At 69.5% G+C, this 23,405-nt stretch carries 16 protein-coding genes, 1 tRNA gene and 1 pseudogene; 15 read left to right on the top strand and 3 right to left on the bottom strand.

The window, feature by feature from the left end; all coding sequences use genetic code 11:
• Nucleotides 1-149 precede the first annotated feature (149 nt).
• Together ACFHW0_RS29135 and ACFHW0_RS29140 are read left to right on the top strand one after the other, a co-directional pair.
• Nucleotides 150-1,901 (top strand): CTP synthase, encoded by a 1,752-nt coding sequence (locus ACFHW0_RS29135; protein WP_416612768.1) that lies wholly within the window; start codon nt 150-152, stop codon nt 1,899-1,901.
• Nucleotides 1,902-1,930: 29 nt separating this feature from the next.
• Nucleotides 1,931-2,536 carry an NUDIX domain-containing protein gene (locus ACFHW0_RS29140; RefSeq protein ID WP_416612793.1) on the top strand — a complete coding sequence of 202 codons (606 nt, stop codon included), beginning with the start codon at nt 1,931-1,933 and terminating at the stop codon, nt 2,534-2,536.
• A gap of 68 nt (nt 2,537-2,604) precedes the next feature.
• On the opposite strand, the gene ACFHW0_RS29145 is transcribed toward ACFHW0_RS29140, so the two are convergent.
• Complete coding sequence (locus ACFHW0_RS29145) at nt 2,605-2,985, bottom strand: TM2 domain-containing protein (RefSeq protein WP_416612770.1); 381 nt, start codon at nt 2,983-2,985, stop codon at nt 2,605-2,607.
• 187 nt (nt 2,986-3,172) lie between these two features.
• On the opposite strand from ACFHW0_RS29145, the gene ald reads away from it, so the two are divergent.
• The 11 genes and pseudogenes from ald (at nt 3,173) to ACFHW0_RS29200 (ending at nt 13,483) form a co-directional block, all read left to right on the top strand.
• Nucleotides 3,173-4,288, top strand: a complete 1,116-nt coding sequence (gene ald, locus ACFHW0_RS29150; protein ID WP_416612772.1) for an alanine dehydrogenase — start codon at nt 3,173-3,175, stop codon at nt 4,286-4,288.
• 11 nt (nt 4,289-4,299) lie between these two features.
• Entirely contained in the window at nt 4,300-5,292 is a 993-nt protein-coding gene (locus ACFHW0_RS29155) for a site-specific tyrosine recombinase XerD (RefSeq protein ID WP_121399199.1), read from the top strand.
• Between the two features lie 333 nt (nt 5,293-5,625).
• A complete protein-coding gene (locus tag ACFHW0_RS29160) occupies nt 5,626-6,549 on the top strand; it encodes a ParA family protein (RefSeq protein ID WP_121397670.1) in 924 nt (307 codons plus the stop codon).
• 53 nt (nt 6,550-6,602) lie between these two features.
• Nucleotides 6,603-7,541, top strand: a pseudogene (locus tag ACFHW0_RS29165) (segregation and condensation protein A); the annotation flags it as partial.
• A 20-nt stretch (nt 7,542-7,561) separates the two neighbouring features.
• Complete coding sequence (gene scpB, locus ACFHW0_RS29170; RefSeq protein WP_416612774.1) at nt 7,562-8,464, top strand: SMC-Scp complex subunit ScpB; 903 nt, start codon at nt 7,562-7,564, stop codon at nt 8,462-8,464.
• Nucleotides 8,451-9,221, top strand: a complete 771-nt coding sequence (locus ACFHW0_RS29175; RefSeq protein ID WP_121397673.1) for a pseudouridine synthase — start codon at nt 8,451-8,453, stop codon at nt 9,219-9,221. The genes scpB and ACFHW0_RS29175 overlap by 14 nt, the downstream gene beginning before the upstream one ends.
• Before the next feature lie 157 nt (nt 9,222-9,378).
• Nucleotides 9,379-10,059, top strand: coding sequence for a (d)CMP kinase (cmk, locus tag ACFHW0_RS29180; RefSeq protein WP_416612777.1), 681 nt, complete (start codon nt 9,379-9,381; stop codon nt 10,057-10,059).
• Entirely contained in the window at nt 10,056-11,459 is a 1,404-nt protein-coding gene (gene der / locus ACFHW0_RS29185) for a ribosome biogenesis GTPase Der (protein WP_416612779.1), read from the top strand. The genes cmk and der overlap by 4 nt, the downstream gene beginning before the upstream one ends.
• Nucleotides 11,460-11,656: 197 nt before the next feature.
• Nucleotides 11,657-11,730 (top strand) — tRNA-Pro (locus tag ACFHW0_RS29190).
• A 119-nt stretch (nt 11,731-11,849) separates the two neighbouring features.
• Nucleotides 11,850-12,998, top strand: coding sequence for a tyrosine-type recombinase/integrase (locus ACFHW0_RS29195; protein ID WP_416612781.1), 1,149 nt, complete (start codon nt 11,850-11,852; stop codon nt 12,996-12,998).
• A 239-nt stretch (nt 12,999-13,237) separates the two neighbouring features.
• Entirely contained in the window at nt 13,238-13,483 is a 246-nt protein-coding gene (locus ACFHW0_RS29200; protein WP_416612783.1) for a helix-turn-helix domain-containing protein, read from the top strand.
• A 197-nt stretch (nt 13,484-13,680) separates the two neighbouring features.
• On the opposite strand, the gene ACFHW0_RS29205 is transcribed toward ACFHW0_RS29200, so the two are convergent.
• Together ACFHW0_RS29205 and ACFHW0_RS29210 are read right to left on the bottom strand one after the other, a co-directional pair.
• A complete protein-coding gene (locus tag ACFHW0_RS29205; RefSeq protein ID WP_416612784.1) occupies nt 13,681-14,334 on the bottom strand; it encodes a nucleotidyl transferase AbiEii/AbiGii toxin family protein in 654 nt (217 codons plus the stop codon).
• Entirely contained in the window at nt 14,334-14,684 is a 351-nt protein-coding gene (locus ACFHW0_RS29210; protein ID WP_416612786.1) for a hypothetical protein, read from the bottom strand. The genes ACFHW0_RS29205 and ACFHW0_RS29210 overlap by 1 nt, the downstream gene beginning before the upstream one ends.
• A 286-nt stretch (nt 14,685-14,970) precedes the next feature.
• Between ACFHW0_RS29210 and ACFHW0_RS29215 the strand changes: the two genes are divergently transcribed.
• Both ACFHW0_RS29215 and ACFHW0_RS29220 read left to right on the top strand, forming a co-directional pair.
• Nucleotides 14,971-15,312, top strand: coding sequence for a LamG-like jellyroll fold domain-containing protein (locus ACFHW0_RS29215; RefSeq protein ID WP_416612788.1), 342 nt, complete (start codon nt 14,971-14,973; stop codon nt 15,310-15,312).
• 315 nt (nt 15,313-15,627) lie between these two features.
• The gene (locus tag ACFHW0_RS29220; protein WP_416612790.1) at nt 15,628-22,656 is read left to right on the top strand and encodes an RHS repeat-associated core domain-containing protein; all 7,029 of its coding nucleotides are present in this window, start codon (nt 15,628-15,630) and stop codon (nt 22,654-22,656) included.
• Nucleotides 22,657-23,405 lie beyond the last annotated feature (749 nt).

The raw sequence follows: 23,405 nt of genomic DNA on the forward strand, positions 1-23,405 counted from the left end.
CCGGGGCGGAACGTCCCGCAGCCCGCTGCGGGTGCGCCCGGCGGGCGGGCCGGGAGAGGTGTTACCGTGGAATCCCGTGGATCGCGTGATCACTTGGCTGATCGGCACGGCGGTCTGCACGACCGCGACGGACGACACGGGAGCAGGCCTTGGCCCCTTCAGCACGGACGACCAGGCACATTTTCGTCACCGGGGGAGTCGCCTCCTCGCTGGGTAAGGGCCTCACCGCCTCCAGCCTCGGCAACCTGCTCACCGCGCGCGGTCTGCGCGTGGTCATGCAGAAGCTCGACCCCTACCTCAACGTCGACCCGGGGACGATGAACCCGTTCCAGCACGGTGAGGTCTTCGTCACCGAGGACGGCGCCGAGACCGACCTCGACGTCGGGCACTACGAGCGGTTCCTGGACCGGGCGCTCTCCGGCAAGGCGAACGTCACCACCGGCCAGATCTACTCGGAGGTGATCGCCAAGGAGCGGCGCGGCGAGTACCTGGGCGACACCGTCCAGGTCATCCCGCACATCACCAACGAGATCAAGTCGCGGATCCTGGCGATGGCCGACCCGGACGACGACGGCCAGGTGCCGGACGTGGTGATCACCGAGGTCGGCGGCACCGTCGGCGACATCGAGTCGCTGCCGTTCCTGGAGTCGATCCGCCAGGTCCGCCACGACCTGGGCCGGGACAACTGCTTCTACCTGCACGTCTCGCTGGTGCCCTACCTGGCGCCCTCGGGCGAGCTGAAGACGAAGCCGACGCAGCACTCGGTGGCCCAGCTGCGCAGCATCGGCATCCAGCCCGACGCGCTGGTGCTGCGCTGCGACCGGGAGATCCCCGACAAGGTCAAGCAGAAGCTGTCGCTCTACTGCGACGTCGACCGCGAGGCCGTCACCGCCGCCCCGGACGCGCCGAGCATCTACGACATCCCGAAGGTGCTGCACCGCGAGGGCCTCGACGCGTACGTGGTGCGCCGGCTCGGCCTCTCCTTCCGCGACGTCGACTGGACCAGCTGGGACGACCTGCTGGACCGGGTGCACCAGCCCCGGCACACCGTCACCGTCGCCGTGGTCGGCAAGTACGTCGACCTGCCCGACGCGTACCTGTCGGTGAGCGAGGCGATCCGGGCCGCCGGCTTCGGCCACCGGGCCCGGGTGCAGCTGCGCTGGGTGCCCAGCGACGAGTGCGTCACCCCGTCCGGCGCGGCGGCCGCCCTGGCCGGCGTGGACGGCATCGTCATCCCGGGCGGCTTCGGGGTGCGCGGCATCGAGGGCAAGATCGGCACCGCCCGGTACGCCCGGGAGAACGGCATCCCGCTGCTCGGCCTCTGCCTCGGTCTGCAGTGCATGACCATCGACGTGGCCCGGCACCTGGCCGGCCTGGAGGGCGCCAACTCGCTGGAGTTCGACGAGGAGGCCGCGCACCCGGTCATCGCCACCATGGCCGACCAGGAGGACATCGTGGCCGGCCGGGGCGACCTGGGCGGCACCATGCGGCTGGGGGCGTACCCGGCGGCGCTCGCCGAGGGCTCGCTGGTCGCCGACGCGTACGGCAGCACGGAGGTCAGCGAGCGGCACCGGCACCGGTACGAGGTGAACAACGCCTACCGCGACGCGCTGACCAAGGCGGGCCTGCACATCTCCGGCACCTCGCCCGACGGGCGGCTGGTCGAGTTCGTCGAGCTGGACCGGGGCCTGCACCCGTTCTTCGTCGCCACCCAGGCGCACCCGGAGCTGAAGAGCCGGCCGACCCGGCCGCACCCGCTGTTCGCCTCCTTCGTGAAGGCGGCGGTCACCTACTCGGAGGCCGACCAGCTCCCGGTCGACCTGGACGCCGCCGAGAGCGCGGCGGCGAAGAACGCCGCCCGCAACGGCGGCGCCGCCGCGAAGGCGACGTCGGCCTCGTGAGCGATCGTGGCACCGGGCGCGACGGCGGCGTGAGTGCCGTCGAGCACCGCTACGAGGTGCGTTCCCGCACCGAACGCTACCGCGGCAGGATCTTCGACGTGGTCAGCGAGGAGGTGACCATGCCGGGCGGCGGGACGGGGGTCCGCGACTTCGTCCGGCACGTCGGCGCGGTCGCCGTGGTGGCGCTCGACGCGGCCGGTCAGGTGGTGCTGATCCGCCAGTACCGGCACCCGGTCGGGCGGCACCTGTGGGAGTTGCCCGCCGGGCTGACCGACGTCTCCGGCGAGGACCTGGCCGCCGCCGCGGTTCGGGAACTGGCCGAGGAGGTGGACCTGACCGCCGGGCGGATCGACGTCCTGGTGGACCTGCACAGCTCGCCGGGCTTCACCAACGAGCTGGTCCGGGTCTTCCTGGCCCGGGACCTGGCCGACGTGCCGGCGGAGCAGCGGCACGAGCGCCGCGAGGAGGAGGCCGACCTCCAGGTCGTCCGCATCGACCTGGACGAGGCGGTCGGCATGGTCCTCGCCGGCGAGATCACCAACGCCTCCTGCGTGACCGGGCTGCTCGCCGCCGCCCGGGCCCGCGACACCGGCTACTCGGCGCTGCGCCGGGCCGACGCGCCCCTGCCGGGCTGAACCGGGGCAGAGAACGTGAAGGGGCCGTGCGGTACGTCCGCACGGCCCCTTTCGTCATTCCGGATGGGTCAGTCGCGCAGCGGCCGGCCCTGCCCGTCGACGCCACCGTTGATCAGGATCAGGATGCCGTCGATGAAGCCCCAGAGGCCGCCGATGCCGCACGTCACGAGCGACACGATGAGCTGGATCACGCCCGTCTTGGTGTCGCCCATGTAGAAACGGCCGATGCCGAAGGTGCCGAGCACGATCTGCAGGACGCCCGCGACGACCTTGCTCTTGTCGGAGACACCCGACGGGTACCCGGGCTGGTTGGGGAAGCCGGGCTGGTAAGGAGGTGTGGTCATGAGGCGACACCCTAGTGATCCACTCGTCTCCTGTCCGCAGCGGCACCCAAAGAGTGGGACGATAATGGATGAACACTGTCCTGACGGCTGAGGTGCGGGTCCCACCGCCGGCCCGGTTCACGCCTGACACATCGTCAGCGGGTGCGGGCACCGGATGTCACTGTGCTGCCTCTTCGGGGGCGGCGACGCGCCTAGACTGCCGCCGGCGGGACCGGTGGACCGCGGCGGCAAAGGGGCCGTCGTGGCACCGCGCAGTCGGGGGAGCGCAGCCCCGAAGAGAGGTGTCTGCATCGTGAAGGTCGGAATCCCACGCGAGGTCAAGAACCACGAGTACCGCGTGGCGATCACGCCGGCGGGCGTCAACGAGTTCGTCCGCAGCGGTCACCAGGTCTTCGTCGAGTCCGGCGCCGGCGTCGGGTCCAGCATCGGCGACGACGAGTTCGCCGCCGCCGGGGCCAAGATCCTGGCCACCGCCGACGAGGTGTGGGAGACCGCCGAGCTGGTGCTCAAGGTCAAGGAGCCGATCGCCGAGGAGTACCACCGGATGCGCGAGGGGCAGGTGCTCTTCACCTACCTGCACCTGGCCGCCTCGAAGGCCTGCACGGACGCGCTGGTCGACCGCAAGGTCACCGGCATCGCGTACGAGACCGTCGAGCTGCCCGACCGGTCGCTGCCGCTGCTCGCGCCGATGTCCGAGGTGGCCGGTCGCCTCGCCCCGCAGGTGGGCGCCTACCACCTCCAGCGGCAGGGCGGCGGGCGCGGCATCCTGATGGGCGGCGTCTCCGGCGTCTACGCCGCGAAGACGGTGGTCATCGGCGCCGGTGTCTCCGGCATGAACGCCGCCGCGATCGCGCTCGGCCTGCAGGCCGAGGTGCTGCTGCTCGACAAGAACGTGGCCCGGCTGCGTCAGGCCGACGCCATCTACCGCGGCCACCTGCAGACGGTCGCCTCCAACGCGTACGAGATCGAGCGGGCCGTGCTGGACGCGGACCTGGTCATCGGCGCGGTGCTGGTGCCCGGCGCGAAGGCCCCGACCCTGATCTCCAACGAGCTGGTCTCCCGGATGAAGCCGGGCAGCGTGCTGGTCGACATCTCCATCGACCAGGGCGGCTGCTTCGAGGACTCGCGTCCCACCACCCACGCCGAGCCGACCTACCAGGTGCACGACTCGATCTTCTACTGCGTGGCGAACATGCCGGGCGCGGTGCCGCACACCAGCACCTACGCGCTGACCAACGTCACCCTGCCGTACGCGTTGGAGCTGGCCAACCACGGCTGGCGCGAGGCGCTGCGTCGCGACCCGGCGCTGGCGCTGGGCCTGAACACCCACGACGGGCAGGTCACCTACGGCCCGGTCGCCGAGGCGCACGGCATGGCGACCCTCGCGCTGGCCGACGCGCTGGCCTGAGGGGTGGCGGGCTGACCGGCACACCGGACGGGGCCGGCGCGGGCGTGGAGCCCGCGCCGGCCCTGCGTCGTGCCGTGCGCGGCTACCTCGACCACCTCACCGTCGAACGGGGACTGTCGGCGAACACGCTCTCGTCGTACCGCCGGGACCTGGAGCGCTACCTGGCCACCCTGGCGGCGGCCGGCGTGCCGGACCTGGCCGCCGTCGGCCCGGGGCAGGTGGAGGCGCACCTGGCCCGGCTGCGCGCCGGCGACGAGGAGCATCCGCCGCTCGCGGTCTCCTCCGCCGCGCGGGCGGCCAGCGCGGTGCGCGGCCTGCACCGGTTCGCGCTGCGCGAGGGGCTGGCCGGCGCCGACCCGAGCCGGGACGTCCGCCCGCCCACGCCGCCACGCCGGCTGCCCCGCGCGCTGCCGGTCGACGCCGTGGTGCGGCTGCTGGAGACCGCCGGGTCGGTGACCGCCGCCGGCGACCAGGCGCCGCTCGCGCTGCGCGACCGGGCGCTGCTGGAGTTCCTGTACGGCACCGGGGCGCGGATCTCCGAGGCGGTCGGCGCCGCCGTGGACGACCTGGACGTCGACGAGGGCACCGTGCTGCTGCGCGGCAAGGGCGGCCGCACCCGGCTCGTCCCGATCGGGGGGTACGCCGTCGAGGCGGTGCGGGCCTGGCTGGTGCGGGCCCGGCCCGGGCTCGCCGCCGCCGGCCGGGGCACCCCGGCGGTCTTCCTCAACGCCCGCGGCGGCGCGCTGACCCGGCAGGGCGCATGGACGATCCTGCGTCGCGCCGCCGAGCGGGCCGGGCTGCCGGTGGACGGCCCGGAGGCGGTCTCCCCGCACACCCTGCGCCACTCCTACGCCACTCACCTGCTCGACGGCGGCGCGGACGTGCGGGTGGTGCAGGAGCTGCTCGGCCACGCCTCGGTGACCACCACCCAGGTCTACACCCTGGTCACGGTCGAGCGGCTGCGCGAGGTGTACGCCACCGCCCATCCCCGGGCACGGGGTTGACCCCGCCCGGCCCTCCGCCCGGCCCTCCGCCCGGGCGGAGGGTCGACCGCCGGGGGCGGCCGGAGGCCGGTCCGCTCCGGTGGCCGCCGGCCGGTTCGCGCGGCGCGACGGCGCCCGGGGCGGTGCGCGGTGGACGCCGCCGACGGCTGGCCTGGTCGGCGGGGCGGCGACACGCCGAGCGGGTGCGACCGGGCCGCCGGGCGGTGGCGTACAGTCGGCATCGGCGCGGACCTCCTGGGGCGATGGTGATGCGGACCGGGGTGCGCAGCGGCGCCGCGAAGGACGTCGGACGGCTCCGACGCCGGGTGGTCGTCGGGAGGGGGCAACGAGCACATGGCTGGCAACGGTGACCGTGCCGAGACCTGGACGTCGGAGCTCCGCGAGCAGCAGGCCACGCTCGGGGCGGATCTCGGTCCGGCGGATCCGGCGGCATACACGATGCGTAAGCCGATTCCCGAGCCGATGCCGACCGACCGGCACGGCCCGGCCCGGATCATCGCGATGGCCAACCAGAAGGGTGGCGTGGGCAAGACCACCACGACCATCAACCTGGGCGCCGCGCTGGCCGAGTACGGCCGCAAGGTGCTGCTTGTCGACTTCGACCCGCAGGGCGCCCTCTCGGTCGGGCTGGGGGTCAACCCGCACAACCTCGACCTGTCGGTCTACAACCTGCTCATGCAGGACGACGTCACCGCCGAGGACGTCCTGATCAAGACCGACGTGGCGGGGCTGCACCTGCTGCCGGCCAACATCGACCTCTCCGCGGCCGAGATCCAGCTGGTCAACGAGGTCGCCCGGGAGATGGCCCTGGCCCGCGTGCTCCGCTCGGTCCGCAAGGAGTACGACTACATCCTGATCGACTGCCAGCCCTCGCTGGGCCTGCTGGCGATCAACGCGCTGACCGTGGCGCACGGCGTGCTCATCCCGCTGGAGTGCGAGTTCTTCAGCCTGCGCGGGGTGGCCCTGCTGCTCGACACCATCGACAAGGTGCGCGAGCGGCTCAACTTCGACCTGGAGCTCGAGGGCATCCTCGCGACCATGTACGACAGCCGCACCACCCACTGCCGGCAGGTGCTCCAGCGGGTGGTGGAGGCGTTCGGCGACAAGGTCTACCAGACGGTGATCACCAAGACCGTCAAGTTCCCCGAGTCCACCGTCGCCGGTGCCCCGATCACCACGCTCGACCCGGCCTCGTCCGGTGCCCGCAACTACCGCCAGCTGGCCCGCGAGGTGATCGCCGCCCAGGCCGAGCGGTAGACCGGGATGCACCTTCGCGCCGAGCCGGCCGGGGCGTGGACTACGGTCTTCCGGTGACCGCGCCACCCCTCGACCCTCCGACGACGCCGGAGCAGCCGCCCGTCCGGGCCGCCGAGGCCGTCGCCGAGGTGCCGACGGACCCGGCCGGCGTGCCCGAGGCGGCGGAGAGCGCCGGGTTCACCGTCCGGCTGGCGAACTTCACCGGCCCGTTCGACCTGCTGCTCCAGCTCATCGGCAAGCACAAGCTCGACGTGACCGAGGTGGCGCTGCACCGGGTCACCGACGAGTTCATCGCCTACATCCGCGCGATGGGCGACCGGTGGGACCTGGACGAGGCCAGCGAGTTCCTGCTCATCGCCGCGACGCTGCTCGACCTGAAGGCGGCCCGGCTGCTGCCCGCCGCCGAGGTCGAGGACGAGGAGGACCTCGCGCTGCTGGAGGCGCGGGACCTGCTCTTCGCCCGGCTGTTGCAGTACAAGGCGTACAAGGAGGCGGCGGCCCACATCGCCGCGCTGGAGGAGGTCGGCGGCCGGCGCTACCCGCGCGCGGTCACGCTGGAGGCCCGGTACGCCGACGCGCTGCCCGACCTGGTGCTCGGCATCGGACCGGAGCGGCTGCTGAAGCTGGCGGTCAGGGCGATGACCCCGAAGCCGGTGCCCGAGGTCTCCATCGCCCACGTGCACATGGTCCGGGTCAGCGTCCGGGAGCACGCGGGCATCCTCACCGAACGGCTGCGCCGGGCCGGCACGGCCACCTTCTCGCTGCTCTGCGCCGACTGCGAGGCCACCCTGGAGGTGGTGGCCCGGTTCCTGGCCCTGCTGGAGCTCTACCGGGAGGGCCTGGTCGCCTTCGTGCAGGAACAGGCCCTGGAGGAGCTGACCGTACGCTGGACCGGCCCCGCCGAGGGCGGCCCCGACCTGCACGTCGACGAGTACGCCGGCACCCCGCCCGAGCCCGCCGAGCCCGCCGAGGCGGCCGGGGGACCGGACGGGAATTAGACAGGAGCAGAGGGATGAGCAGCGACGAGCGCCGGGACTCCCTGGCCGACCAGGCGGCCGCCTGGGTGCCCCCCTGGCAGCGCCCCACGGCCCCCTCCGCCACGTCAGACGCCGAGGTCCTTGGCGAGTCCCCGCCCGCGGCGGCCCAGGAGCCGGTGCCGTCGGAGCCCTCGAACCCGCCGGAGCCCGCGGAGTCGCCGGCGCCGCAGGCGCTGCCGGAGCCGCCGCGGGTGCCGGAGCCCGCCAGGCTCCCCGAGGGGCCCGGGGCGCCCGCGGGCGCCGAGCCGGCGCCGCCGGGGGAGAGCGTGCCGGAGAGGGCGTCCCGAACCCGACGGCGGGCGGCACCGGCACCCGAGCCGCCGCCCGAACTCGACGACGCGGAGCTGCGCGGGGCGCTGGAGGCGATCCTGCTGGTGGTGGACGAGCCGGTCAGCGAGCTGGTCCTCGCCCAGGTGCTGGAGCAGCCCGCCGAGCGGATCGGGCCGATGCTGGACGAGATCGCCGCGGGCTACACGGCCGCCGGACACGGCTTCGAGCTGCGCCGGGCCGCGGGTGGCTGGCGTCTCTACACCCGGCCGGAATACGCCACCCACGTGGAACGGTTCGTACTGGACGGGCAGTCCGTGCGGCTGACCCAGGCCGCGCTGGAGACACTGGCCGTGGTCGCCTACAAGCAGCCCGTGACCCGGTCGCGGATCTCCGCCATCCGGGGTGTCAACTGCGACGGGGTGATCCGTACCCTGGTCTCCCGCGGGTTGGTCGAGGAGTGCGGCACCGAACCGGACAGCGGGGCGTTCCTCTACCGGACCACCACGATGTTCCTGGAGAAGCTCGGGCTGAACAGCGTCGACGACCTCCCGCCGCTGGCCCCGTTCCTTCCCGACGACGTAGAAGAGCTTGCCGATGCCACGCGATGACCGCACGCCCCGCCCCGACGCGCCCGCCTTCGAGGGGGCCGAGCGCCTGCAAAAGGTGCTGGCCGCCGCCGGCGTGGGCTCCCGGCGCGCCTGCGAGGACCTGATCTTCCGCCGCCGGGTCACCGTCGACGGCCGGGTCGCCCAGCTCGGCGACAAGGTCGACCCCGCCACGGCCGTGATCCACGTCGACGGCGAACGCCTCGTCGCCGACACCCGACTGGTCTACCTGGCCATGAACAAGCCCCGCGGGGTCGTCTCCACGATGGCCGACGAGAAGGGCCGCACGGCGCTCGCCGACTTCCTCGGCAACCGGGTGGAGCAGCGGGTCTACCACGTCGGGCGGCTCGACGCCGACAGCGAGGGCCTGCTGCTGCTCACCAACGACGGCACCCTCGCGCACAAGCTGATGCACCCGTCGTACGGGGTGCAGAAGACGTACCTCTGCGAGGTGTCCGGGCCGATCCCGCGCAACCTCGGCAAGCGGCTGATGGCCGGCGTGGAGCTCGAGGACGGGCCCGCGAAGGTCGACTCCTTCCGGGTGGTGGACACGCTGGGACGGACCGCCCAGGTGGAGCTGAGCCTGCACGAGGGGCGCAAGCACATCGTCCGCCGCCTGCTCGGCGAGGCGGGCCATCCGGTGAGCCGGCTGGTGCGTACCGCGATCGGGCCGATCCGGCTGGGCGACCTGCGCGCCGGGCGGACGCGGCGGCTGACCAACGCGGAGGTCGCCGCCCTGTTCAAGGCCGTGGGTGACTGACCCCCGAGTTCGGGGTACGGCTGCCGGTAGGCTCCCTGGCGGCCCGGCGCCGGCGGCGCCCGTCGGACGGCGCGACGCCGGGCATCATTGAGAACGTTTGGACAACCGCTCGCGGCACATCCGGTGTTTCGTGAGGTACGGGCTGAGGAGGACGACGGTGGAGGAAAACGAACGGGCCGGGCGATGCGTGGTCGCTGTGGACGGGCCGTCCGGTTCGGGTAAGTCCACCGTCTCCCGGCGGCTCGCCGTCGGCATCGGTGCCCGCTATCTCGACACCGGCGCCATGTACCGCGCCATCACCTGGGCGGTGCTGCGCTCGGGGGTCGACCTGACCGACGCCGAGTCGGTGGCCAAGGTCGCCGGCGAGGTGGACCTGCGCATCGGCACCGACCCCCAGGGGTACGGCGTGACCGCCGACGGCGTGAACGTCGACGCCGAGATCCGCGGGCCGGAGGTGACCGGGGCGGTCTCCGCCGTGGCCGCCGTGCCGGCGGTGCGCGCGCTGCTGGTCACCCGGCAGCAGGAGATGATCGCCAACGCCGGCCGGATCGTGGTCGAGGGCCGCGACATCGGGTCCGTGGTGGCCCCGGACGCCGACCTGAAGGTCTACCTCACCGCCTCCGAGGCGGCCCGGGCCGCCCGGCGCAGCGCCGAGGACGCCACCGACGTGGCGGCGACGGCGGCCGATCTGGCCCGGCGGGACCGGCTCGACTCGACGCGCAAGGCCGACCCGCTGACCCGGGCCGCCGACGCCGTGGTGCTGGACACCACCGAGTTGGGCATCGACGAGGTCGTCGGGCGCCTGCGCGACCTGCTGACCGATCGGGGAGTGGCATGACCGACACCGACGGGTGGATCGAGCTGCGGGAATCGGACGTCGACACCGAGGAGCCGACCGGTCCGCAGCCAGTCGTGGCCGTGGTCGGCCGCCCCAACGTGGGCAAGTCGACCCTGGTCAACCGGATCATCGGCCGCCGCCAGGCGGTCGTCGAGGACGTCCCCGGGGTCACCCGGGACCGGGTGCCGTACGACGCGCAGTGGGCCGGCCGGCAGTTCACCGTGGTGGACACCGGCGGGTGGGAGCCCGACGCCAAGGACCGGGCTGCCGCGATCGCGGCGCAGGCCGAGACGGCGGTCGCCACCGCCGACGTGGTGCTGTTCGTGGTCGACGCGATGGTCGGCTCGACGGACGTCGACGAGGCGGCCGTACGGATGCTGCGCCGCAGCGCCAAGCCGGTGATCCTGGTCGCGAACAAGGCCGACAACACCGCCATCGAGATGGAGGCGACCTCGCTGTGGTCGCTGGGCCTGGGTGAGCCGTACCCGGTGTCGGCGCTGCACGGGCGTGGTTCCGGCGACCTGCTCGACGCCATCATGGACGCGCTGCCGGAGGCCCCGAAGATCGTCGAGAACCGTCCGCGCGGCCCGCGCCGGGTGGCGCTCGTCGGCCGGCCCAACGTCGGCAAGTCCAGCCTGCTCAACCGCTTCTCGGGCGAGGAGCGGGCGGTCGTCGACTCGGTCGCCGGCACCACCGTGGACCCGGTCGACAGCCTGGTCGAGATCGGTGGGGAGACCTGGCAGCTGGTCGACACGGCGGGCCTGCGCAAGCGGGTCGGCAAGGCCAGCGGCACCGAGTACTACGCCAGCCTGCGGACCGCCTCGGCGATCGAGGCCGCCGAGGTCGCCGTGGTGCTGCTGGACTCCAGCGAGCCGATCAGCGAGCAGGACCAGCGGATCCTGTCCATGGTCACCGAGACCGGCCGGGCGCTGGTGATCGCCTTCAACAAGTGGGACCTGGTCGACGCCGACCGCCGGTACTACCTGGACAAGGAGATCGAGCGCGAGCTGCGCCGTATCCCGTGGGCGATCCGGCTCAACCTGTCGGCGCAGACCGGCCGGGCGGTCGACAAGCTCGCGCCGGCGCTGCGCAAGGCACTGGCCAGCTGGGAGACCCGCGTACCGACCGCGCAACTCAACTCGTGGCTGACCGCGCTGGTGCAGGCGACCCCGCACCCGGTGCGGGGCGGGCGGGCGCCGAAGATCCTCTTCGCCACCCAGGCGGGCGTGGCGCCGCCGCGCTTCGTGCTGTTCACCACCGCGCCGCTGGACGCCGGATACCAGCGGTTCGTCGAGCGCAAGCTGCGCGAGGAGTTCGGCTTCGAGGGCAGTCCGATCGAGATCTCCGTACGCCCCCGCAAGAAGCTCGGCCCCGGCGGCCGGGGCAAGGCGCACGGCTGATCCACCGGACCTGAGAGCCGGGTGGGAGTACCTCCCACCCGGCTCTTCGCTGCCCACCAACTCCCCTATCCTCCTAGGACGCTTTAGGGGAGGTGGGCGAGGCGACGCATTCCGGTCCGGGAGGGGGCAGTGCGGACGGCGCGAAGATCCTGCGCTAAGCTGTACCGGCTGTCGCGAGGAGATTCGCGCGGGAGCATCGGGACGTGGCGCAGCTTGGTAGCGCACTTGACTGGGGGTCAAGGGGTCGTCGGTTCGAATCCGGCCGTCCCGACTGGTATTCACCAGCGGATATACAAGATCATATGTGATCTTGCGGTAACGCTGGCGGTAACGGAGATCGCTTAACGTGGGCTGCATCCCTCGATCCCGTTACTGCGGAGGTGCAGCCCCGTGGCTGTCTACAGCTACCGCCTCGCCAACGGCCAGGCCCGCTGGTTCTTCATCATCGACCTCCCGCCCGACACCAACGGGCGCCGCCGCCAGCACAAGCGGCAGGGGTTCCCCAACCAGTCCGCTGCCCTGAAGGCGGAGGAACAGGCACGCGCCGCGTACGGCGGAGCGGACCTCGGCGCGGACGGCAGCGTCGCCGCGGAGCTGGAGAGCTGGCTCAACGAGCGCGAGCTGGACGTCCAGGAGACGACCCTCAGCAACTACCGGGACGTCATCCGCTGCTACGTGGTTCCGCACATCGGCGGTCGGCAGCTCTACGCTCTCGACAAGCGTGTCCTTCATGACCTCTACAAGAAGCTGCTGAAGTGCGGCGGCAAGAATGGTGGGCCGCTGTCGCCGACCACCGTCCGCATCGTGCACCGGATCCTGATGAAGGCGCTGGGCGACCTCGGGGTCAACGTCGAGGGCGTGCGGCAGCCCCGGCAGGTCGAGCGGGAGACGATGGGGCGCAAGGGCGTCTGGACGCCGGCGCAGTCGGCGAAGTTCCTCAAGCACCACGCCGACCACCGACTGCGCGCCGCATGGGTGCTGGCGATCGTCGTCGGTGCCAGGCGAGGGGAGCTGGCCGGCCTCAAGTGGCCGCGCGTCGATCTCGACCGGGGCGTGCTGTTGCTGCACTGGCAACGCACCACGACCAGCAACGGGGTGGTGGAGAAGGCACCCAAGGGCAAGAGCAAGCGGGCGGTAGCGCTCGGGCCTGCCCTGGTAGCGGAGCTGCGCGCCCACCGGGAGCGCCAGGATCTGGAGAAGGCAGACGCTGGCGTCCTGTATCACGACGGTGGTTACCTGTTCTGTCGCGAGGACGGGGAGCCGTACTACCCGAAGTACTTCACCGACCAGTGGGCAAAGGCGTGCGCTGATGCTGGCGTTCCGGTGATCGCGCTGCACGACGCGCGGCACACCTCCGCTACCACCGGTGCTGACGCCGGTGTTCCGGAGCACGTAATGCAGCGGCGGCTTGGTCACGCTGACAGCCGGACGACGCGTGAGGTCTACACCCACGTGCTGCCGGAGAGCGAGCGCAAGGCCGCGGAGCTCATGGAGGCAGTACTCGGCGACGCAGCGACCTGGTCGCCGCGGAATAGCTAGACCGAAGACGCTGGGTCACGCCCGACTGCAGTACTTCTGGCTGCGGAGGTTTCCGGTGAGGGAGCCCGATGTCCAGACCGTCAGCTCGGGCATCGGCACGGTAGCCAGCGGCTGTGGCCGTTGCCGTTACCCGTGGCGGTTGCTCTCACTCGGCAACGCGCCGAGTAACCGGGTGATCGCATCGTGAGGACTGACGCCGGTATCGGCGTGCTCACGACCTCAGGGGAGGGCGGCGGACGATGTCAACGACCACAACTGGCGGACGCAAGCCGAGCCAGGCGCTGGACCAGGTCTGGACGATCGAGGCGGTGCGGGAGCTCGGCGTCACCACCGACGTGGAGACCGCTGGAGCGATCCTGGGAATCGGGCGCACCAAGGCCTACGAGCTGGCCAGGACCAACGAATTCCCGGTACGCCTTCTGCGCGTCGGCAGGCGGTACCTCGTGCCCGTACCGGCGATCCTCAAGCTGCTTGCCATCGAGTAGCCGACCTGCCGCTAGCCAGGCTCAGAACCTGAGACAGGTAAGCCCGGGACCGACCGGGCTGGTGCGCCGACAAAACAAAAGGACCGACGGCGCGCACGGTGTGAGCCGGCGCGCCGTCGGTCAGCCGTGTGAGTCGTTACGGTCCAGAGCGTTGGGACAGCGCCAATGAACTCCTGCAGCTCGGTGCGCCCGATCGATCAGCGGGGCCAGGCTGCGAAGCGTCGCCGTAGCTGTACCACGTCGGCGCGAGTGAGCTGGTACGGCACGAATGCCTCGTCGGGCATCCTGTCCAGGCGCCGACCCACCACTGGAACGTCCTCTGCCTCAAGTCCGGGATCAACTCGGCGGGCCATGGCCAGCAGCTGGGCCGGCGTGTACTGGTCAAGCACTGCGGCCACATCGACGTAGTCACGCTCGCGGGCGCGTCCCACGAGCGCGGTGACTTTCCAGGCGAGCAGGTCGGCCAGGTCCATGACCGGGCCGACATCCATCACCACCGGAGCATGGAGTCGCGCCTGACAGGACAGGCTCAGCCGGACCACCTTGTTGCCCCGTTGGATCTCCCATTCCATCATGTGGTCGTCAAAGCCGTAGATCACTGCCGACAGCTCGCTGTCGTCGGCGACCCGTGATACCTGAAAACCAGCTTCGAGCAGCGCCGTCTCCACGGCCTCGGTCGCTGCGGCGACTCCGTCGGCGCGGTCGGTGAAGGCGTCGACATCCTCGGTCGGCCGGTCGACGACTCCGTGCAGGAGCAAGGCCAGTCCACCGCCGAGGGCAAATCCGTGCTGCTTGGCTACGGAGAGCGCAACCCGCGCGACCTCGACGTGCTCTGGGTCAGGGTGAGGCATCAGGCTGCGGCCGAAACCTGGCGCAGCACCGCATGCCGGTCCTCCCACGCGTGGCGCACACCCCGCGGCAGGTAGAGGTCGTTCCATACCCGGATCAGGGTCGGACCGTCGAGCCAGGCGCAGAGTTCATCAACCCGCACCGCCTCGGTCAGCACGATCTCGTACAGGGCGTTGCGCGCCCATTCCTGGTCCAGGTTGACGCGGCGGTCTGGCCGCCAGAGCAGCCGGTGTGGCAGCTCCACGACACCACTGGTCGGTCCGTGCAGGGCGGCAAGATCGTCTACGACCACGGCGGATCGGCCCGGCCGGGCTAGATACCGCCGGGCGGAACAGGTCGAATTGGCGCCCATGCGTCGAGGGTAGCGCCTCGAACGGGTAAAGGCGGGATGCTGCCGATGCCAACCGGGACGCCCATCAACGGCGGTCGGTCATTGGCTCGACCTCGGCTCGTTGGCATCGCGACCGCCGCCACGGCGCCGACTCGCTAATCATGGCCGCGCAGCCTCTGCTACAGGGGCAGCGAGGGGCAGGTCAGCCAGCGCTGCTACGGCCCGCCGCAAACTGCCGCACGTCAGCGCTGCCGTGGCACCGCGACCGTTTGATCAGCGCGGCGCCCGTGTCGCCGGGCATGGTCTCGTGCGATCAGGACCACGTGACCTTCCCGCCACGGCTGCGCTGTCCGGTCGGGCTGGACATGGCCAACCACCACCCTGCCGGGTGTGCTCGACCGCGCCTGGTCGAGATTGGCGGCCAATGGCCATATCTTGCTCCCTGTCGCGGGCGAGACAGCTCAAGCTGTATGTCAACGGCGTGCCGGAGGCGATCCGCACCAACACCACTGGTTGGCACGGCGGCTCGGCCTTCCACATCGGGCGAGCGATCGGCGGCAACCACACCGCCGGAACCATCGACCGGATCCGAATCTGGGCCGGCGCGAGATCAGATGCGGAGATCTCCGCCCTATCGCAGGAGTCATGACTCGACGGTGGCCCGGTGCCGAGGTGAGTACCGGGCCACCGTCAACCCTTCACGCCGTGCAGCCGCTCGCTGAGCTCCCATCAGTCGAACTCCAGATCTCTAACGCTGACGAGATGAGATAGCCCTCTGGGCTATCTCATCAGGCGTCGATCAGTCCACCAACGCCACGCGCACCGCGAGGCGTCGGCCCATCCACCGATTACAGAAAGAGCAAGGATGACTTCGTCTAGATCCGGCCGACCGATACGCCGGAGGTGGCCCAGTGCCCTCCACCGCAGGGGACAACGGATTTTCGCCGCTGGCCTGATAGCGGTTATGGCCGCCACGCTGGGCGGCCAGGTGCCCGCGCAGGCGCAACAACCCGCGCAGGCCGAGCCTTTGAAGGCGCAGCGCTACGAGTCCGTGCCTGTCGCACCGGTGAAGGCCACCGGGCTCCCACCGCGACAGTCTGAAGCGGCGAAGAAGCTCACGCGCCCGGCGCCGAAGTGGCCGACCGCAGGCGCGGCCGAAGTGAGCCTGCCGAAGCCGTCGGCTACGGGTACGCGAACGACGGCAGCTGCCGCCACGGCCGTACGAGTTGGCTCGCTGCCGGTCACGGTACGCCCGCTGACGTCGGCCGCCTCCGGTCCGTCGAAGCTTCGGGTCGAGCTGCTGCCGAGGGCCACGGCCGAGGCAGCGGGTGTGCGCGGCGGTCTGCTCATGCGGGTAGGCCGTACAGACGGCGTGCCCTCCGCGGGGCCGGTCGAGATGTCGGTGGACTACGCTGGCTTCGCGACGGCCTACGGCGGGGACTGGTCATCCCGACTGCAGTTGGTGCGGGTGCCGGACTGCGCCCTGACGAAGCCGGACACGTCCGGCTGTGCTCCCATGCCGCTGAGATCGCGCAATGGCGCGCGCACGCAGACAGTGTCTGCCGAGCTGTCAGTGCCGTCAGCGGGACCGGCCGTTTCTGCTTCGGATGCCAGGCGTTTCGGTGTGACGAGCACGGCGGCCACTGCGGGCACGCTGGTTGCACTGATGGCGGGGCCGTCGGGTGGGGCGGGTAGTTTTGCCGCGTCGAGTTTGGCGCCATCCGCGTCGTGGAGTCACGGCGGTTCCACCGGTGCGTTCCAATGGTCGTACCCGATGCGGACCCCGCCGGGGCCCGGCGGCCCTGCACCGGGTGTGAGCCTGGGCTACTCGTCGCAGGCGGTCGACGGCCGGCATGCGGCCAGCAACAACCAGCCCGGGCCGATCGGTGAGGGGTTCGACTATTCCCCGGGCTTCATCGAGCGGCAGTACAAGTCCTGTGCGGACGACATGGACAGTGCCGGGGCCAACAACACCGCCAAGACCGGTGACCTGTGCTGGGGGCCGGACAACGCGGTGGTCTCCCTCGGCGGCAGCGCCGTCGAACTGCTCAAGGGCAGTGACGGCAAGTGGCATCCGCGTAAGGCGAACGGGTGGAAGGTCGAGCGACTGACCACCCCGGCCTACGCCAACGGCGACAACGACGACGAGTACTGGAAGGTCACCACGGCCGACGGTACGCAGTACTGGTTTGGCCGGCACCAGTTGCCGGGCTGGTCTTCGGGCCGGCCGACGACGAATTCGGTGCTGACCGTTCCCGTCTTCGGCAATAACCCGGGCGAGCCGTGCTACCAGTCGACGTTCGCCGCGTCCGACTGCGGCGGTAAGCGGCAGGCATGGCGGTGGAATCTGGACTACGTCCAGGACGTGCACGGCAACACCATGTCGTTCTGGTGGACCAAGGAAACTAATTATTACGCCAAGAACAAGGTGTCCACGACCCCGGTCGTCTACGATCGGGCCGCCTACCTGACGCGTATCGATTACGGCACTGACAGCCGGGACGGCACCGAGTACGCGGCGACGAGCCCGTACGTGCAGAACGCGCCGATGCGGATCGACTTCACCAACGTCGACCGGTGTCTGAGTAACTGCACCACGAAGGACGAGACGACCTGGCCGGACACCCCGTGGGACCAGGAATGCACGGCCAGCACCAACCCGTGTCTGAACGGATCGCCGACGTTCTGGTCGGCGAAGCGGCTGACGGTGGTCACCACCAAGGTCTTCAAGGGAACCGCCTACCAGAACGCGGACTCGTGGACGCTGCGGCAGAGCTTCCCCGACCCGGGCGATGGCACCCGGGCCGGATTGTGGCTTGACGGCATCACCCACCGTGGCCTGAACGGGGCGACCCTCGCTACGCCGGAGGTGACCTTCGAGGGCGTGCAGATGCACAACCGCGTCGACGCCCCCGGCAGCGACTGGGCGTTGGCGATGAACTGGCGCCGGGTCAACTCCATCAAGCTTGAAACCGGTGGAGAGATCTACGTGACCTACACCGGCCGGCAGTGCGCCAAGAGCGGCACCATGCCGGTCGGCTCAGCGTTGGACAGCAACTCACTGCGCTGTTACCCCGTCAGATGGACCCCGCCGACCTACACCACCCCCATCACCGACTACTTCCACAAGTACGTCGTCACCGAGGTCCAGCAGATCGACCACACCGGCGGTGCCCGCCCGCTACGTACCGCCTACGAGTACAAGAACCCGGACAACCTGCCGCTGTGGCACCACGACGAGGACAACGGCCTCGCCCCGGCCAACCGTAAGACGTGGGGGCAGTGGCGCGGCTACCCGACGGTCGTCACCTACGTCGGTGAGGGCGCCGCACGTACCAAGACCGAAACCCTCTACTTCCGCGGCATGTACGGCGACAAGCTCTCCGGCGGCGGCACCCGCACCAGCACGGTGCAAGGCCTCGAAGGCGGCGCGGTCAACGACTACGACCACTTCGCGGGCACCCCTCGGGAACAGATCACCTGGCTCGGCTCGCAGGTCCTGTCTGCCACGGTCAACGACATGTGGCGCTCCGACCCACCGAGCGCCACCCGATCCGGCACCCCCACCGCCGAAGCCCGCTACGCGCGGGTGAAGACGGTCAAGACCCGCACCGCCGTCGGCAACGGCTTCCGGCGTACCACGACCAGCACCGCCTACGACGGCTACGGCATGCCGACCAGCGTCGACAACGGCGGCGACGACAACAAGACCGGCGACGAAAGCTGCGTCAAGACCGAATACGCGCGCAACACCACCGGCACCAACTGGCTGCTGACACCCGTCAAGCGCACCCACGGCTGGACGAACACCTGCGCGACCACACCCACGCAGGAAAACCAGATCACCGCCGACACGCGATTCTCCTTCGACGGCCTGGCCTACGGGGACACGCCGACCGCGGGCAAACTCACCAAATCGGAGAAGCTCACCGGCTTCACCGGCGGTACCCGCAGCTATCAGACAGTCTCCACCGCCGTCTACGACCCGCACGGGCGGGTGAAGGAAGCCACTGACATCGCGGGGCAGGTCACGAAGACGACCTACACCCCGCTTACGGGCGGACCGGTGACGAAGGTGGTCACCACCAACCCGCTGCAGTGGACCAACATCGTCGACCTCGACCCCGTCCTTGGCCTGCCGCTCAAGGTCACCGATCCGAATAGCCGCGTCACCGATTACAGCTACGACGCGCTCGGCCGCAACACGGGGGTTTGGCTCCCTGGCCGGGCGAAGGCGACCTTCCCGTCGGATCCGACGACCGGTTACACCTACAACCTGTCGAAGACGTCGGTCTCGACCATCACCACCCGCTCGCTGAACGCCAAGGGCGGCTTCGACCTGTCGCACGCCCTCATCGACGCACTGGGCCGGCCCCGGCAGACGCAGGAGCCGGGCCACGGTGGCGGGCGCGTCATGACCGACACCTTCTACGACGCCGCCGGACGCATCTACCAGGCGAACTCCGCCTACTACAACAGCAACCCTATCGACCTCACAAAGATCGAAAGCCCGCTCAGTAAGGACGTACCGAGCCAGACGCGAACGCTGTACGACACGGTCGGACGGCCCCTGCACTCGCTTCTGCTGCGCAACGGAGCAGACGCGCAGGTTGAGGAATCACGGACGTCGACCGAGTATCACGGCGACCACAGCACGGTCCTTCCGCCCGAGGGCGAGGCCGCGACCACCATCTGGACCGACGCCCTGGGCCGCACCGAGAAGCTGTGGCAGTACCACGGGCAGACCGCCACCGGCACCTACGACGAGACCAGCTACACCTACCACCCCGTGGGTCAGCTGGCCACCGTCGTGGATGCCTCCGGCAACACCTGGTCCTACCACTACGACGTCCAGGGCCGACCGATCTCGACGAGCGACCCCGACCGGGGCACCTCGACGATGCAGTACAACAGCCTCGGCGAGTTGGAGAAGACCACCGATTCACGGGCCGATACTCCGGACCTCTGGTACACCTACGACCAGATGGGCCGTCTGGAAACCGTTCTGGAGGGCAGCGCCACCGGAGCCAAGCGGATCAGCTACACCTACGACCTGCCAGCCAAGGGCCTGACGAAGTCGGCCTCCCGCTGGATCGGCTCAGAGGAGTACCGCGACGAGATCATCACGGTCAACGCCCAGTACCAGCCGACCCAGACCAAGCTGACCCTGCCCCCGTCCCAGACCGGTTTCTGCGGCGCCGGGGCGACGACGTGCAGCTTCATCTCCAAGGCCACCTACAACGGTGACGGCTCACCCAACACCGTCACCATGCCGGCGGCTGGCGGCCTCGCCCAAGAGGTGCTGACCCACAAGTACGACGACACGTACGCGATGCCGAACCAACTGGCCACCGACTACGGCGACGTCAGCTACTACACCATCCAAACCGGATACACCAACCTGTACGAAGTCAGCACCATCACCCGTGCCGCGGAGCTGGTCGGCGCGAAGTTCCTACAGACCGCCAACTACTACGACGAGACCACCGGCCGGGTCCAGAAGAGCACCATCACCCGCTCGACCGCACCGTCGTACATCAGCCTCACGTTCTACGAGCACGACGACAGCGGCAACATCGTCAAGATCGACGACAACCCGGGCAGCGGCCCCCGTGACACCCAATGCTTCAACTACGACCACCAACGCCGGCTGACCAAGGCATGGACCCCCGAATCCGCCGAATGCGCCACGGCCCCGACCGAAAACGGACTCGGCGGACCTGCCCCCTACTGGCAGGAGTGGAGCTTCGGCGCACCCGATGACCCCAAGGGACGCATCGGCAACCGGCTCACCCAAACCGAACACGGCACCCCGACCGGAACGGTCACGACCAACTACACCTACCCCGCCGCGGGCGCCAACCAACCACACCGCCTCGACGGCTGGAGCCGGAGCGACAACACCGGCACCACCACCGGCGCCTACACCTACGACGCCACCGGCAACATGACCAGTCGCCCCGGACCCGCCGGCCAGCAGACCCTCACCTGGGACGTCGAGGGACACCTCGCCACGCTGACCGACACCGCCGGCGCCAACTCCTACGTCTACGACGCCAGCGGCAACCGGCTGATCGCCAACGATCCGACCGGTAGCACCCTGTTCCTCGGATCCATGGAGATCCGACGTAACGCCGCCACCGGCTCCGTCGACGCAACCCGCTACTACACCTTCAACGACGAGACCATCGCCCAACGCACCGTCACCGGCCTCACCTGGCTCGCCAGCGACCACCAGGGCACCTCACAGGTCAGCGTCACCGCCGACAACAACCAAACCATCACCCAACGCCGACAAACCCCGTACGGGGCACCTCGCGGAGCAGCCGTCACCTGGCCCAACAAACAAGGCTTCCTCGGCGGCTACCAGGACCCGACCGGCCTGACCCACCTCGGAGCTCGCGAATACGACCCCAAGATCGGCCGATTTATCTCGGTCGACCCGATCAACGACCCAGGTAACCCGCAACAACTACCCGCCTACACCTATGCCGCCAACAACCCCATCACCTACAGCGACCCCAGCGGCCTCATCATCCCCGAGTACCTGAACCCTGGTGCTACACCCGGCCTGGCTCTCTGTGATGGAAAGAACCTCGGCGGCTATGCCTGCCAGAACCTGATCGAAGGCACCACCGGGAAAGGCGAGGGCAACCCGCGACCGGCCGGCGGCGGCAGCGGATTCAAGGTCAAAAGCGGCAGCCAAAAAGGCCACGAAGGGCTGGAGGCGTGCGGCCTTCTCCTGCCGGGTCTGGGATCCGCATGCGACGGAGTGAACGCGGTCTGGTACGTGGCTGAAGGTGACTACACCAACGCCGCCCTTTCGGCTGTGTCAACGGTCCCCGTCGTCGACTGGGTCTGCAAGATTAAGGCATTCTGTAAGCGCGGCATTGAGTGGGTCGGCGGAAAAGTAAAAAAGCTGGTTGGCAAAGCGCCTCTCGGCTCGGCGCCAAAGATCAATCCTGCGGCCGAGGCACGCGAGATGGCCAAGATTAAGGCGGATGCGCGGAAGCGAGCCCTGACTGACAAGCTCAACCCCAAGACCCCGACACCGCCGGCCAAAACGACAGCACCGAGCACCAAGGGCAAGCCGGGCGGCAACGGAAGCGGCGGCGCACCTACAGCGAAGACTGGCTGCCGTACCCATAGCTTCGACCCAGCAACACCCGTCCTCATGGCCGATGGCAGCACCCGCCCCATCGCCGAGGTCGAAGAAAGCGACAAGGTCCTCGCCCACGACCCTGAAACCAATACCACCAGCGCACAACCCGTCGAGAAACTCCACATCAACCTCGACCAAGCACTTACCAACCTGTCCGTCCGCAGCGAGGATGGCAAGTTCTCCACCATCAAAACGACCCAGCGCCACCCGTTCTGGAGCGAGAGTCGCAGCGAGTGGATCGACGCATCGGATCTTCAGCCGACGGAGCAGCTGCGAACGGCCACCGGCGAAGTGGTGACGGTTGCCAAGGTTCACGACTTCGTCAGCTCGCGAATCATGCGCGACCTGACCGTCGCCAGCATCCACACGTACTATGTACTCGCCGGAGCAACGCCAGTTCTCGTGCACAACTGCGGTAATGGAGTGGTCGGCAATAGCAAGCCGGACGACCTGCCATTCGAGCAGATGGCAGCCGATTTCGAAGGAGTTTCCGCAATTGCGGCTGGCTCTGCCGAGTTCTCACAGGCGGCCGCAGGCGGCGGCAGGTATCTCTGGACGGTAGGGGAGGGGGGAAGTCTGAGCATTGTCCGCGACTTGCCTGGCATTCACCACACAATTGCCAGTGGCGGATCTCCGGTTGTTGGTGCTGGGCAAATCACATTCGCAAGTGGCGGCAGGGTTACATCTTTCGACAACTTCACGGGTCACTACACGCCGCCCTGCGCTCAGTGTGCCGCATCATTCATCAACCGGGGGGTAAGTGCCTTCGGTCAAGCTGGCATCAGGATACCGTTCGCAACTATCCGCGACTTTGGCGGGAGGGCGCCGTAAATGAGGGTAGAGTCGGATCTTCGCGAAATGCGATCTGTCCCAGAAGGGCAGCTAGCTGATTGGGTGTCTAGCCGCTTCCCTGAGGGCACCTCGCCGCAGTGGTGGCTATCAGTCTTCGAGTCCCTAGAGATCAGCGCTAATCCCTTCCGGGACGTAACCCCGGGCCGACGCACAGCGGACCTGAATCTCGCTGCAGAGGCCATCCTGCTAGCTGTCGATCTTGAGGGTGTAAGGGCTGCCCTCGGTGCATACTGGATGCTCAGAATCGCAGCGCTTGCCCTACGGTTCAAACCTCCAATTGCCGGGCTCCCGCAAGTCCTTACACCGGATGGTTCTGCTGCATGGGCTCTACGGCAGATTCCTCTCACTCGTGAATGTGCAATCGCGGAATCCGAAAAACGGAGGACCGATTTTCTCAACGCGGGCGAGGAATTTTACGCGCCTGTTTGTGGTGAGGTGAATTTGGTGGGTGAGGTGACGTTTTCGGGATTGCAAGATGTTGAGCTGATCCTGTCCGCTCTGCCGTGGGTGTTATCTCACGTCGGAGATGAAGGGGTTGGAAGCGAGATTCGCTCCTGGCTGGAGATTGGGGGAGCCTTGTAGAGGTTAGGCGACTCTCGGTCCTGGGTGCTGCTGCTCCCTACGGGCCTGGTGGCGTTAGCCGGTCGTCGCCAGGCCCTGCCCTTCCCCTCGTAACGTGGAGGCCAGAACTTGAGGGATAGAGGTTCATGGCTGAGACGAGACGCCGG

Source organism: Micromonospora sp. LOL_025, assembly GCF_048060285.1.
In the GTDB taxonomy this organism is placed as follows: Bacteria; Actinomycetota; Actinomycetes; order Mycobacteriales; family Micromonosporaceae; genus Micromonospora.

What these genes read in the sequence shown, in the direction of transcription:
- ACFHW0_RS29160 (WP_121397670.1), top strand. Translation starts at nt 5,626, where the DNA reads ATGGCTGGCAACGGTGACCGTGCCGAGACCTGGACGTCGGAGCTCCGC.
- scpB (WP_416612774.1), top strand. Translation starts at nt 7,562, where the DNA reads ATGAGCAGCGACGAGCGCCGGGACTCCCTGGCCGACCAGGCGGCCGCC.
- ACFHW0_RS29175 (WP_121397673.1), top strand. Translation starts at nt 8,451, where the DNA reads ATGCCACGCGATGACCGCACGCCCCGCCCCGACGCGCCCGCCTTCGAG.
- der (WP_416612779.1), top strand. Translation starts at nt 10,056, where the DNA reads ATGACCGACACCGACGGGTGGATCGAGCTGCGGGAATCGGACGTCGAC.
- ACFHW0_RS29200 (WP_416612783.1), top strand. Translation starts at nt 13,238, where the DNA reads ATGTCAACGACCACAACTGGCGGACGCAAGCCGAGCCAGGCGCTGGAC.
- ACFHW0_RS29205 (WP_416612784.1), bottom strand. Translation starts at nt 14,334, where the DNA reads ATGCCTCACCCTGACCCAGAGCACGTCGAGGTCGCGCGGGTTGCGCTC.
- ACFHW0_RS29210 (WP_416612786.1), bottom strand. Translation starts at nt 14,684, where the DNA reads ATGGGCGCCAATTCGACCTGTTCCGCCCGGCGGTATCTAGCCCGGCCG.
- ACFHW0_RS29220 (WP_416612790.1), top strand. Translation starts at nt 15,628, where the DNA reads ATGGCCGCCACGCTGGGCGGCCAGGTGCCCGCGCAGGCGCAACAACCC.